This is a genomic window from Thermoactinomyces sp. CICC 10523, from assembly GCF_016055105.1.
Taxonomy (GTDB): domain Bacteria; phylum Bacillota; class Bacilli; order Thermoactinomycetales; family Thermoactinomycetaceae; genus Thermoactinomyces_A; species Thermoactinomyces_A daqus.
In genome coordinates, this window is record NZ_JAECVX010000003.1 from 172994 (window position 1) to 185638 (window position 12645).

Here is a 12645-nt window from a genome sequence, read left to right on the forward strand (position 1 = left end):
CTACTTTAATGTATGAGTAATCCGGGCATGAGTGACTCAATCCCGTAAAAATTACAGGGGTTGCTCTTTTTCCGAAGCCCTGAAATTGCGGGATTACACTTGCTCCCATAAAAAATAATGACCCCTTTCTGACTGCCAGTCACACTGCATGGCCGCCTGCTGTTCACCCAGGGGTCGGTCTCCGTTGTTCTCTCTGATGATCGGCTTATGCCCAGTATATTCACGACGAAAATCATGTGTCACCAATGAGAATCGATTCTTTTCACGAAAAATCAATTCACCTTCATTCACCTATTGAATACGGTATTAAAAACGAAATGAGGTGCTTGTTATGTATTATTATTCATATTCTTCTTTCCCTGCCTTGCCCCCGCACACTCCCGCTTATGATGATGGCTACTTCCAACCGGCTGCCCACACCAGTTTATTCCCGTTTTTCTTTCCCTTCTTCGGGTTTCCCTTTTTCGGCCCGTTCATTTGGAGAACCTGGTGGTGGTAGGAATCCATTGGGGCAGGGGGCTTCTCTCTGTCCCCGGTTCCTTCGGCGCAAAGGCGGCCCGCTGAAAAAGCACCCATCCCCTGCCAAATGAAGTTGGCCGACAGCCCCAAACCACTTCTGAATGCTTTTTTTCAGAAGAGGTTTTTCTGCCTTCTTTATTTATAAAAATAAATATTGTATCATAAATAAAAACTGATTATTGACAAGTCCGGCGGGGCCGGGTGGACGAAAAAACCACCATCCCTTGCCGCTCAATTTTCCCAACAGCCGGATAAATGAAAATTTTTATTTTCCAATTCTCGTTCGTTCTGCGGGAGGAACCATGACAAGAGAGAAATTAAAAGCCGCAGCCTTGAAGCATTTTGCCAAAAGCGGATACGAAGGGACATCCCTCGCGGCAATCGCCAAAGAGGTCGGAATCAAGCCCCCGTCCGTTTATGCTTTTTTCTCAGGCAAAGATGATTTGTTGCTGACCGTCTTCGATGAAGCGATGGAGGAACTTCAACATGAACTGCTCCGGGCTGGCGGGCATTTGCATGGTCACAACATGAAAGAAAAATTGTTTTCCCTTCTTAAAAGCTTTGTCCACTTTCAGATGCACAATGAACAGAAGATCACATTTATTCGCCGGACTCTCCTGTTTCCACCCGAGCACCTGAAAGAGCGACTGAGCGCCAAATATTCGGAAATGAACAACCTTCTTTCCAAAACCGTTCACACCATTTTTGCAGAAGATCCCTGCGGAGGACATGACCCGGATATCCGGATGCAAACCTATCTCTGTCTGCTGGATGGAATTTTCCTTCATATGTTTTTGAATGACGATCACAACCAACTCTGCGACAGAATACATAATATTTGGAAAACAGCGTGGAGCGGATTGGCCGCCAGCGGAGACCTTTGACGCCGGCAGCAAAAACCGCTATACTGTTCAGAAAAAAATCAAAACTTCTCAGGGAGAATGTCCATGGAAAGCGGAACTTCTTTAAAAGAACATTTGCGTCAGCTTGAGGAAAAATTATTACTGCCCGAGGTCCGCAGATCCCGGGAGGAACTTTCCAAATTGCTCGCTGATGAATTTTTTGAGTTTGGAAGCTCAGGCACAGTCTGGTCCAAAGAGGAGATTGGAAGCGAAGGGCTGAGTGTAAGGAAAATGAGTTTGTCCCATTTTGAAGTGCATCTTTTGGCTCCGGATGTAGCTTTAACGACTTACCGCGTGAAAGATGAAACGCGAAAAATGGATACACTGCGCAGCTCTGTCTGGAAACTGAAAGAGGGAAGATGGCAAATGATCTTCCATCAAGGAACACCGACAAGCCCTATGAGTGATGAACCGTAAACCCCGTCATGACAAGTCGATTCTTTTGCTCCCCTCCATCTCCGATGGCCGGTCAGGGGGGGCCAGCTTGCCCGGGCTTTTATGCCAGGGTGTGCCGGCAGGTCATGATCGCTTTGATGCACCTTTTTGGGGAGCTAGCTCTTCCCATTTAAGCACCGGCTTCGGCGGGCGGTAAGAAAACAGTTTTTTTACCAACGGTTCTGCATCGCTCTCACAGACAAACAAATCGAGATATTCCGGCCTGATAAAACCGTCATCAATCCCTTTCTCCACCAACTGTAAAAGCGGATTAAAATATCCGGCCGCATTTAACAGTCCGATCGGTTTTTGATGAATTCCCAATTGTGCCCAGCTCAACACCTCAAAAATCTCCTCAAAAGTGCCGTACCCGCCGGGAAGAGCGACAAAAGCATCGGAGAGTTCCCCCATTTTCGCTTTGCGCTCATGCATGCCTTCAGTCTCGTAAAAATGGGTCAGATGGTGATGCTTCAATTCTTTCCGCGATAAAAAAGCGGGCATCACTCCGATTGCGATACCGCCATTTTCCAAAACGGCATCTGCGACAATGCCCATCAATCCCTTACTGGAACCTCCATAAACCAAGCTCAAACCCGATTTGGCCATCACGAGCCCGAGTGATTTTGCTGCATCCCTGTACTCGGGATTCCTGCCGGGATTGGAACCGGCGAAGACACAGATATTTTTCACCTTTGTCCCTCCTGTTTTTATTCCCATCTGTTCATTTCCCTTTTTTCAACACTTTTTGCAACTGCTCCCGCAGCAGTTCTTCCGTCATCGGGCCCGAATGATGATAAAAGATCCTGTGTTCCCGATCCAGAATAAAGGTTTGCGGAAAAGCCTTGGCAAAATAGGAATTGCCGACATCTCCGCTTTGGTCCAGCAAAACCGGAAGTGTGATGTGATTTCTCTTCACAAACCGGCCGATGGCAGCTTCATGCTCGGTATATGCGGCGTCGATCATATAAAAGTTTACTTGATCTCCCATCTGCGCATACACTCGTTGAAAAGCGGCCATCTCCTCCTGGCAATAATCACAGTAGGTCGCCCAGAAGTTGATCACCACCGGTTTCCCCTTGCTCTGGCCGAGTCCCGCTTCGCCACCTCCCCATTTGGGAAGGGTAAAATCAGGCGCTTTTGTACCTGTTTTCGGGACATGATCCTGAATGTAGTCGCTGACAGTATAAACAGGGGTCTGACGGCTTTTCGCTTCCCCCGTCTCTTTTTTTTCTATGTAATGCCAAAAAGCTCCGCCCAATAAGGCTACCAGCAGAACCCACGCAAACACGCGCACGCTTTTCATCTCTCTCACCTTTTGCCAAGTTGATCCGTTCCGTTCTTTCATTCTACCAAATTCTTCACTTTTTTCGGAATCGGAAACTGAAATCCCCGGGCTTGATTCATAACAAAATAATCAAATTATTCATAATAAACATGAATTTTATATTATAATAAAACTATCATCCCTGGAAAGGAGGATTCCTTATGCTGATCCGTTCCAAATGTTCGGTTTGCGGCAAAGACGATTGTGAGTGCAAATAATCATGAGCGCGAAATGAAAAGAGCGCCCCGGGATCTTGGGGCGCTCCGCTTGTTTGCCATGTTTCAGGATCTTGGTGCTTCTCTTTGCTTCTATCAAAGTGCATTGGAGATCAGGCCGCGAGGCACCCATCTTGCCGGATGACTCAATAGCCGGACACGGTCCCTCACTCCCCGGCCCGGATTTTCTCCTGTCAGCAATCAACCTGCTGCAACCTCTTTTTTCGGTTCCATCTTTTCCGTTTCGAGGGCAACATCTTCCTTCGTCGCTTTTTTCAGATGATCCTTGCGCACGTCACGCAGGAAAATACTTAAGACAAATCCGACCACGGCAAAACCCATCGACCAGAAAAAGGCGTCATTGACTCCCATTACAGCTGCTTGCTGGTTAATTTGCCCGAACAAGAGCGTCGCCAGCGTCTGTTTTGCTTGCGCCATCGGAATTCCAAGGGCATCCGTCAATTTCATCACATGCTCCTGAAAAGTTTGTGCAAATCCGGGGTCCATCAGGTTTGCCGATTCCGTCATTTTACCGAGGTGGAATGTCGTGCGCGTACTGAAAATGGTCGTAACCACACTGATCCCAATCGAACCGGAAATTTGGCGCAAGGTATTGGACATCGCCGTTCCGTGCGCATTTTTTTCCGCGGGCAATTGGTTCAATCCCGCTGTCATGATCGTCATCATCAAAAGCGACATTCCAAAGGAACGAATCATGAACAAGATGAGAATATGGAAATAATCCGTATCCAATGTCAGCTGGGTAAATCCATAGGTGGTCAGAGCCGTAATCAGCATGCCAACAATCGCCAGCGGACGCGGACCGATCTTGTCAAACAAACTCCCGGAAATCGGGGACATAATCCCCATGATCACCGCCCCCGGCAACATGAGCAGGCCGGATTCGAGCGGAGTAAAACCGCGCAAGTTTTGCAGATAGATCGGAGTCAGAAACATCCCGGCGTACATGCAGATCGTTACCAGCGCGCTGATGACACTGGACAGTGAAAAGGCATCGTATTTAAAGACGCGGAAATCCAGCATCGGATGTTTGGAGCTGAGCTGCAAAATAACGAACAGGGCGATCAAGACGATCCCGACGATGACCGAGACGTCGACCACCGTATCATCCCAGCCTTTGCTTCCCGCTTCGCTCAACCCATACAGGAGCAGTCCGAAGCCGGCGGTGGAGATAATCGTTCCCCACAAATCAAACGGCGGTTTGGACCGCGGCTTTGTATCTTTTAGCAAGAACGAAGCAAAGATGGTGACAAACAAACTGAGCGGCACGATGCCGTTAAACAACACGCGCCAACTGTAATGCTCCATGACCCATCCCGACAGAGTGGGACCGACGGCGGGAGCAAACATCATCCCGAGACCAAAGATCCCCATTCCTTTCCCGCGCATTTCCGGCGGAAAGATCGACAAGATGATCGTCATAACGAGCGGCATCAGGATTCCTCCGCCGACTGCCTGAATCAGGCGGCCGATCAGCATCACACTGAAGGTAGGCGCGATTCCGCACAGGAACGATCCAACTGTAAAGAAGATCATGGCTCCCAGGAATAAGGTCCTTACCCCAAACCGTTCAATCAGGTAAGCAGACATCGGAATCAAGATCCCGTTAATCAGCATGTAGCCTGTGAGGAGCCATTCCGCTGTTGTCGCGCTGACGTTAAATTCATTGATCAAGTGAGGAATGGCGACATTGAGCAAGGTTTGGTTCAAGATCGCCAGAAATACCCCCAACATCAAGATGGACAACAAGGGAATATGACGGGCAATCCCTCCCTGGGCCTCCGCTTCATTTCGCTGAGTCACAAGTGCCCCTCCTTTCTGTTTCTGCCAACGATCATTTATGAATCTTCACTTCTGCGTTCATCCCGGGAACAAGCCCGTTTGGATAATTGTCCATCGAAATTTTCACAGGAATCCGCTGTACCACTTTCGTATAATCGCCACTGGCATTGTTTTGCGGAATCAAAGAGAAAACAGAGTTGGTCGCCTGACCGATCTGCTCGACCTTCCCTTTGATCCGGGTATCAGAATTTGCATCAACAGTAATATCCACTTCTTGACCGACACTGATATCTTTGATCTCCGTTTCTTCGACATTGGCAAGGATATACAACTTGCTAAAATCAACGACATCAGCCAACGCTTGACCCGGAGCGACCATTTGCCCGACCAGTCCTTTGTTTTGCACAATCGTTCCGTCAATCGGAGCTTGAATATCGACCGTGTTCGACCCAATGTTAACTTTTCCGAGCGCCTGTCCTTTGGTCACTTGATCTCCTTCATTCACTTTCCATTCGGTCAACTTTCCTGCGCTGTCAGCAGCAACAGGTACAATATCTCCCATCACTTTCGCATCATCGGTTTGAATGAAATTGGTTTCGTTGTAATAGTAGTAGTATCCGCCGATCCCAAGTCCGACAATGATAATAAAAATAACCGCATTGATCAACAATAACTTTCCTGTCTTCATGAAAGTTCTCCTCTCACCGGAAAATTTTCTGCTCTCCTATTTGTGTATTTGTACGGACGCATTCATTCCAAGAGCGATGTATTTCCCATTCAAATCATCAATCGAAATTTTGACCGGAACACGTTGCACTTCCGGCGAATCCGTCGTTTTCGCCGTCAATGCAGATGACGCCTGAAGGACATTTCCGGCAGAATTGCCGATTTCCACCACTTTTCCGTGGAAAGAATCACCAGGATAAGAATCCAGTGAAATGTCGACGTCTTTGCCTTTGCTCACATCGTTAATCTCCTGTTCATCGATATAAGCGGTAATGTAAGCATTGGACAAATCGGCAATCATGGCGAGCGGCTGTCCTTGTGCCACCACTTCTCCCGGCACGACATCGGTTTGCAAAATCACCCCGTTGATCGGAGACGTAATCTTATCAACTGCCGGTTGCTCTGCCATCTTTGCCTGATCCAGACCGGAGAGCTTGACAGCATCGGCCGAGCTCGTTGGATCGATGGCCATCTGTTCGTCTCCCAGCAATTGATCCGCTGAGACCTTATCTCCAGATGACAGCTTCCAGTCTGTAATCCTTCCTGTCTGTTTGGCATATACGGTGGTGAGGTCTGCCTGGACTTGCGCATTATCAGTGCTGACATATAAGGAATTTTGATACCAATAATAAGCCCCGGCTCCGACCGCCGCCACCAGAAAGACGATCACGATGATACTGATTGCAATACGCTTCATGCGGCTTACTCCTTCTTATAAATTTGGCTCGCTTTCAATTATGGTCGCCAGCTTTAACAATGTATCCGTTAAACTGGCAACCTCTTTTGGTTTTAAGCGGTCGACATATCGACGCAACTGGCGAATCTGGTTCGACGAAAACTGTTGAAACATTTCCTGATCCTTTTCCGTCAGGCTGATCCAGACGATACGCCGGTCATGTTCATCCCGCTCGCGCTTGACCCATCCGCTTTTTTCCAAACGATCGACAATCCCGGTGATCGAACTGGTCGATGTTTCCAATTTCTTGCTCAACTCGCCGAACGATTGCCGGCCGTCCTCCCGCAAAACCTGGATCACCCGAGCCTGAGGTATCGTCAAATGGCAAGTTTTTAACTCTTCTTGCAAGATCTTGCGATAAGCCTGAAAACAACTGTGCATGGCATTGATGAGTTCTTGAATCTGTTCGTCGCTTACCAAAGATGGTCACTCCCGTTAACATTTAGGGATCGAAAATATTCCTCATACGAACGATTAATATAATAAAATTTAATGAGGTTAAATGTCAACACCAAAAACAATTAGGTTTGTGAAATATTTTTTAAAGCTTTCATAATAAAATTTCATTCGGTTTATTTTTTAGCATACAAAAAAGGACTCTGAAATGAAAAACTCGTTCCAAAGTCCCATGGTCTTTCCGCTGATAATCTCTTGTATCCTCTTTCCGATTGAAAATTCGTTTGCTCAGGCGTGCGGGAATGTTTTTCCCCTTTCGCAGACTGACCGTTTTTTCAGGATAGCAGCAGCCCTTTGAAAACTGAAGATGCAGGGCTGTTAAAATGAAACGACCTGCAACGTAAAAATCTCCAACCATTCCGTTCATTGAAGTTGCGAAAAGCAGCGAAAGCCGTCAATGTCTAAGAGGGATAAATATAGGGATTTTTGGGAGGAGATACAAACTTCACAGACTCTACTTTAATCACGGGCGTTATTTCCCCCTCAATCTTTTCCGTCTTCAGCGTTCCCTCCACTTCAACCCAACGGTCCTTTTTCAGAGAATCGGCATGATTGTCTTCAGCCAAGATTCCCACAACCGCCGCGTCGGCCACGCAACAGCTAACCGCCATCCGTCCGGGAACAAACTGGTTGGATTTAAACGATTCGTCCCGGTAGACAAAACCCATGGTCCGGATTTTCTTTCCTTTGAATTTCTCGGGATACAGCAAAATCACGTTCAGCCGTTCAAAATAATTTTGATCGTTGAAAGTAATTACCGGCATTTTTACCAATTCAGCCGCTTCCTTTTTGTATTGCGCCTCCCAGCTCTCCTGGCCGTCGGAGAGAGTCTCGCTTTGGCCTTTGTCGGTGCTATTTTTCCCATCGTTATTCTGATCAGACTGGCTTTTGGTTAACACTTTCTGATCCGGTTGCGAAGATAAGTAGGTAAACATTTTATGATTGGCAATGCTCCCATCCAAAACCTTCGGCGGAAACAGGAAAAACATAAAAAGGGGAAAAATGACGAATCCATATCCCCAAAATCCTGTTCTATGTATATCTTTCTCTTTCAGATTCCATAATTGAATCAAACCCAGGACAAGCAATAAAAAGATACTGATCGCCACCAACCACTTCAACCGCGGGTTAATAAACAGGTCGATGTTTTTCGTGACGAGAAGGTATAAAAGCATGATCGCATTCCCGATGAGAATGGCAGTGCGAAGGATTGCGGTCATTCATCCGGTCTCCTTTCATTTAGACAAACAGCAAGATTGACAGAATGGTCAGGAGCGTGGTTCCGCCCCAAAAAAACCAAACGACAGAAGAGCGAAAGCTCCCGATCATCATCAGTAAATTTTTCAAATCCATCATCGGCCCGTATACGAGGAAACTGAACAGGGGAGCGTTTCCTAAAATTCCCCGAAAAGAAGCGGCCACAAACGCATCCGATGATGAACAAATGGACAGTCCGAATGCGATTCCCATCATCACGATCACAGCGATCCCCTCATGTGCAGCAACCGATTTCATCACTGACAATCCAATAAACGTTTGAAAGCAGGCTGCGATGAAAGCGCCGGCCACAAAATACTTTCCCATGTCAATAAATTCAAAGATCGCATGATAGAACGCATGACACAATCGCGCTTCCAAACCCCGATGGTCATGGCAGTGATCATGTGGATGAGCATGATCGTGATGGCAGGAATGATGGCAGTCTGCTTTTTGCAGATTTCCTTTTAAAACATCGGTCTTACTGAAAAAAAGCAAAAACATAATCCCCATCGCCACGGCAATCCCCGCCCCCAATCCGAGACGCAGGAAAACCATATCCCAGTTGTTTCGGAAAGCAATATAGGTAGAAACGGCGGTAACAGGGTTCACAATCGGAGCTGCCAGTAAAAACGTAAATGCGGTATGAGCCGGAAGCCCTTTTTGGATCAAACGACGGGCGACTGGCACAATTCCGCATTCGCAGATCGGAAGAAAGATTCCAAGACACGCCGCCAGAGGGATTGATAAGAGCGGGTTTTTGGGGATCCACTTCCAGATGACCTCTTCATCCACAAACTCATGGATCAAGACGGAGACAAATACCCCCATCAAAATAAATGGCAAACCTTCAATAAAAATGCTGAGAAAAATGGTGGACAGGTTTTGCAACTGAACGTTATCCGTAATTGCAAATTTCGCCATCAAACTTCCGAGTTCCATGATCTGACCGGAAGTTAAAAAGTAAAACAGGGCGATAAAAACGAGAACTCCCGTAATCTCAATGTAGTAATTTTTCAGCCACATTCTGATTGTTCCTCCAGTCTGAACGCGATCCGGCATGTTGATTTGTCATCATATTGGAATTTTATGATGAGCTAAATCAAAATTATTACGATTTAATTCCCGCTTTCAATATCATATCAAAACATCAACCCTTTATAAATCAATAATTGTTTCAAAATCAGGATAAATTCAACCGAAGAAAAAATCAGGCTGATTCTGATTTCTGCCCCGCTCAAAACAAACACGATCCAAAGATGAACTCTTTCCCGCTCGCAAAAAAATATAAAAAAAGACGGTAACGTCCTTTGCGTCACCGACTTTTTATATCACGTCAGGCTGTTAAGGTTATTCTTTCACAGGCCGCTTGGAGGGCTCTGCCACCTTGACCAGCTGTTTGCCCAGATTTTCCCCTTTGAACAATCCGAGAAAAGCATCAATGGTATTCTCAAAACCTTCCACAATATTTTCTTCATATTTCAATTTGCCCTGCTTCAACCATTCAGCCAACTGGTTGGTTCCTTCATCGAATCGGGCTGCATAATCGGATACGATAAACCCTTTCATCAGCGCCTTATTGATCAGCAGCAAGGGTTGTATCCTCGGCCCGATATCGGCCTTTTCCAGGTTGTACAAGGAAATTTGGCCACAGACCGGAATACGGGCGTGGGGATTCAACAGTCGCATGACCGCATCGGAGATTTCGCCCCCGACATTGTCAAAATAGATATCCACACCCTCCGGGCAAGCTTCTGCCAACGCTTTTTTCAACTCTTTCGTCGTCTTGTAGTTAATGGCGGCATCAAATCCAAGCTCGTCGAGCAGGTATTGAATCTTCCTGTCTGAACCGGCAATCCCCACAACACGGCACCCTTTAATTTTGGCAATTTGGCCAACCGTCATACCAACCGCCCCTGCCGCACCGGACACAACAACGGTTTCCCCCGGTTTCGGCCGGCCGATATCAAGCAACCCGAAATACGCGGTCAGCCCAGTCATGCCCAGAATCCCCAAGGCCGTGGTAACCGGGGCGATCGTTTCATCGATCTTTCGCAATTGCGCACTATCCACCGTTTGCATCGTTTGCCAGCCATAATTGCCGATCACGAGATCCCCTTCATCCAGTTCGCTTGCCCTGGACTGGATAACCTCGCCGATCACCCCTCCGGTAATCACTTCATTGAGCGGATATGGAGGAACATACGATTTTTGGTCATTCATCCGTCCCCGCATATAGGGATCAACCGATAAGTATAAGGTGCGAACCAATACTTCACCCGTTTTCGGCTCCGGCACAGTCCCTTCAACCATTTTGAAATCGTCTTTTGCCGGCAGTCCTTTCGGCCTTTTTACCAATAAGATCTTTTTGTTTGCCAACGCTTCGGCCATACTTTCGCCTCCATCGCAAATTTGGTTCAAGAAAACATCATTTTTTCGGCACATTTTTTCACAAAAGCAAACCTGTTAACCCTTTTCCCGGTCCACTTTTGATCTCAAACCAAATTTCCGGCCTCAAACAGTAATATCTCTTTTTGCAAATGCCCACCATGAGATTATGTGGAAAAGAATAAAATAGACCAGTAAAACGATGACGGAAAAAGTGGCGCTCATGCCCGGATAAGGCGGTTGTCCCCCTGAGAGATACTGTGTGAAATCCATATTGGCAAAGAGGAGATATTTTCCCCAGGCAAAGCCGAACATATTTAAAAACTCAATCAGAACGGCCCCGGCAAACACCAGAAAAACCGAGAGGCCGATCGCCACTGAACTGCTGCGCGTCCAAGCGGATAGCATAAAAGCGAGTGTCGCCATCATCACAATTTCCACAAAATAAAGGGAATATGTGGTGATCAGCTCCTTGATCAGGGGAACCGGACTTCCGTAAGCGGAGGTGACGCCGAAAAAGACCGCTCCAAACAAAAAGGAGCAGACGATGAGCGTTACCACGAAAATCACGGAAAACAGCAACACGGTAACATACTTGGCCCAAAGGATTTTTATACGTCGCGCCGGACGGATCAGCAGCATTTTCACCGTTCCCCAGTTAAACTCGCTCGACACGATGTCTCCGGCAATCACCACGGTCAAGATTTGCGCGATCGGCAACAGGTGTGAGTCAAACTCGAAAAATCCCCATAGATCCTCCGGCCTTCCCGAAGCCTTTTCCATATACTTCAAGACGAAAGCGGAACAAAAACTGACCACGATATAGAATCCGAGCATTACATAGGTTCTCGTCCGCTCAAATTGTTTCATCATTTCATTTTGAATCAAGCGAAAAAAATCAGGCAATCTCATCACCTTCTGTCATTTCCAGATACTTGTCCTCCAGCGATTGATCCATGGTCCGAATTCCGTAAACTTTTATTCCCGCTTCCGTCATTCTGGCGTTCAGTTCGGCGATCTGCTCCCGTTTCAGCTCGATCTCAAACCCTCCCGGCACTTGAGCCCATTCTTTGTTCCAGCTTTTCTTTTTAAGCAGCTCAGGAATTTTTTCAACCGAATCAACTTCAAAGTGAACCTTGAACATCCCGGCCTTCTGATTTTCAAGTTTTCCAACCGATCTTATGCCTGCCAGTTTCCCCTGGCGAATGATTCCCACCCGGTCACACATCAGCTCCATCTCGGACAGAAGATGACTGGACACAAGAACGGCGACATTTTCCTTCTTGGCCAGTTCGCGCAAATAATCGCGCAGTTCGCGGATTCCGGCAGGGTCCAGACCGTTAGTCGGCTCATCCAGGATCAACAACGAAGGGCGGTGCAGAATCGCTTGTGCCAGACCCAAGCGCTGGCGCATCCCCAGGGAGTACGTCTTGACCGGATCATGAATGCGATTTTCCAACCGGACCAGGGAAACAACTTCATCGATCCGCTCCTGGTCTACACCCGGTGTCATCCTGGCAAAATGAACCAAATTCTTGTACCCCGACATGAATTGATATAACTCCGGATTTTCGACCACCGCTCCAATCCCGCGGACCGCTTGTTCAAATTGCGTTTTAATGCTGAAATCATGAATCATAATATCTCCCTCGGTGATTCCCATCAATCCGACGATCATCCGGATGAGGGTCGTTTTTCCGGCACCGTTGGGACCGAGGAGCCCAAATACTTCTCCGGCATAAACCTTAAAGGAGAGGTTTTCGACAATCGTTTTATTATGTATTTTTTTCGTGACATTGTTCACCTTCAAAACCGGTATCCGTTTCATAACGCCCTCCCAAGACAGCATCAACCTTACATCAGGTGTTTATCATAAAACATTAT

13 protein-coding genes are annotated in these 12645 nt (G+C 47.1%); 2 read left to right on the forward strand and 11 right to left on the reverse strand.

What is annotated here, in order from left to right; translation table 11 throughout:
• Positions 1 to 821: 821 nt before the first annotated feature.
• Positions 822 to 1403 carry a TetR/AcrR family transcriptional regulator gene (locus I8U19_RS05950; protein WP_198055435.1) on the forward strand — a complete coding sequence of 194 codons (582 nt, stop codon included), beginning with the start codon at positions 822 to 824 and terminating at the stop codon, positions 1401 to 1403.
• 63 nt (positions 1404 to 1466) lie between these two features.
• Positions 1467 to 1838, forward strand: a complete 372-nt coding sequence (locus I8U19_RS05955; protein ID WP_033101064.1) for a nuclear transport factor 2 family protein — start codon at positions 1467 to 1469, stop codon at positions 1836 to 1838.
• A gap of 102 nt (positions 1839 to 1940) precedes the next feature.
• Here I8U19_RS05955 and I8U19_RS05960 read toward each other — a convergent pair whose 3' ends face one another.
• The 11 genes from I8U19_RS05960 to I8U19_RS06010 all read right to left on the reverse strand — a co-directional run bounded on the left by I8U19_RS05960 (position 1941) and on the right by I8U19_RS06010 (position 12589).
• A complete protein-coding gene (locus I8U19_RS05960; RefSeq protein ID WP_198055436.1) occupies positions 1941 to 2546 on the reverse strand; it encodes an LOG family protein in 606 nt (201 codons plus the stop codon).
• Positions 2547 to 2577: 31 nt separating this feature from the next.
• On the reverse strand, positions 2578 to 3159 hold the full coding sequence (locus tag I8U19_RS05965; RefSeq protein WP_198055437.1) for a TlpA family protein disulfide reductase: 582 nt from the start codon (positions 3157 to 3159) through the stop codon (positions 2578 to 2580).
• A 437-nt stretch (positions 3160 to 3596) separates the two neighbouring features.
• The gene (locus I8U19_RS05970; RefSeq protein WP_198055510.1) at positions 3597 to 5150 is read right to left on the reverse strand and encodes a DHA2 family efflux MFS transporter permease subunit; all 1554 of its coding nucleotides are present in this window, start codon (positions 5148 to 5150) and stop codon (positions 3597 to 3599) included.
• 100 nt (positions 5151 to 5250) lie between these two features.
• Entirely contained in the window at positions 5251 to 5886 is a 636-nt protein-coding gene (locus I8U19_RS05975) for a biotin/lipoyl-containing protein (RefSeq protein ID WP_198055438.1), read from the reverse strand.
• A 36-nt stretch (positions 5887 to 5922) separates the two neighbouring features.
• Positions 5923 to 6621 carry an HlyD family secretion protein gene (locus I8U19_RS05980; protein ID WP_198055439.1) on the reverse strand — a complete coding sequence of 233 codons (699 nt, stop codon included), beginning with the start codon at positions 6619 to 6621 and terminating at the stop codon, positions 5923 to 5925.
• Positions 6622 to 6636: 15 nt separating this feature from the next.
• Complete coding sequence (locus I8U19_RS05985) at positions 6637 to 7080, reverse strand: MarR family winged helix-turn-helix transcriptional regulator (RefSeq protein WP_052154201.1); 444 nt, start codon at positions 7078 to 7080, stop codon at positions 6637 to 6639.
• A gap of 437 nt (positions 7081 to 7517) precedes the next feature.
• Positions 7518 to 8336, reverse strand: coding sequence for a TIGR03943 family putative permease subunit (locus tag I8U19_RS05990; protein ID WP_033101057.1), 819 nt, complete (start codon positions 8334 to 8336; stop codon positions 7518 to 7520).
• A 19-nt stretch (positions 8337 to 8355) separates the two neighbouring features.
• Entirely contained in the window at positions 8356 to 9399 is a 1044-nt protein-coding gene (locus I8U19_RS05995; protein ID WP_081943851.1) for a permease, read from the reverse strand.
• A 324-nt stretch (positions 9400 to 9723) separates the two neighbouring features.
• Positions 9724 to 10764 (reverse strand): NADP-dependent oxidoreductase, encoded by a 1041-nt coding sequence (locus I8U19_RS06000; RefSeq protein WP_033101056.1) that lies wholly within the window; start codon positions 10762 to 10764, stop codon positions 9724 to 9726.
• A gap of 123 nt (positions 10765 to 10887) precedes the next feature.
• Positions 10888 to 11667: an ABC transporter permease gene (locus I8U19_RS06005; protein WP_052154200.1), complete on the reverse strand. Its 780-nt coding sequence runs from the start codon at positions 11665 to 11667 to the stop codon at positions 10888 to 10890.
• Complete coding sequence (locus tag I8U19_RS06010; protein ID WP_033101054.1) at positions 11660 to 12589, reverse strand: ABC transporter ATP-binding protein; 930 nt, start codon at positions 12587 to 12589, stop codon at positions 11660 to 11662. Before I8U19_RS06010 ends, I8U19_RS06005 begins: the two co-directional genes overlap by 8 nt.
• Positions 12590 to 12645 lie beyond the last annotated feature (56 nt).

Excerpts from the sequence above, each read along its gene's own strand:
- I8U19_RS05965 (WP_198055437.1), bottom strand. The coding sequence starts at position 3,159 with ATGAAAAGCGTGCGCGTGTTTGCGTGGGTTCTGCTGGTAGCCTTATTG.
- I8U19_RS05990 (WP_033101057.1), bottom strand. The coding sequence starts at position 8,336 with ATGACCGCAATCCTTCGCACTGCCATTCTCATCGGGAATGCGATCATG.
- I8U19_RS06010 (WP_033101054.1), bottom strand. The coding sequence starts at position 12,589 with ATGAAACGGATACCGGTTTTGAAGGTGAACAATGTCACGAAAAAAATA.
- I8U19_RS05975 (WP_198055438.1), bottom strand. The coding sequence starts at position 5,886 with ATGAAGACAGGAAAGTTATTGTTGATCAATGCGGTTATTTTTATTATC.
- I8U19_RS05955 (WP_033101064.1), top strand. The coding sequence starts at position 1,467 with ATGGAAAGCGGAACTTCTTTAAAAGAACATTTGCGTCAGCTTGAGGAA.
- I8U19_RS05980 (WP_198055439.1), bottom strand. The coding sequence starts at position 6,621 with ATGAAGCGTATTGCAATCAGTATCATCGTGATCGTCTTTCTGGTGGCG.
- I8U19_RS05995 (WP_081943851.1), bottom strand. The coding sequence starts at position 9,399 with ATGTGGCTGAAAAATTACTACATTGAGATTACGGGAGTTCTCGTTTTT.
- I8U19_RS05950 (WP_198055435.1), top strand. The coding sequence starts at position 822 with ATGACAAGAGAGAAATTAAAAGCCGCAGCCTTGAAGCATTTTGCCAAA.
- I8U19_RS05970 (WP_198055510.1), bottom strand. The coding sequence starts at position 5,150 with ATGTTGGGGGTATTTCTGGCGATCTTGAACCAAACCTTGCTCAATGTC.
- I8U19_RS06000 (WP_033101056.1), bottom strand. The coding sequence starts at position 10,764 with ATGGCCGAAGCGTTGGCAAACAAAAAGATCTTATTGGTAAAAAGGCCG.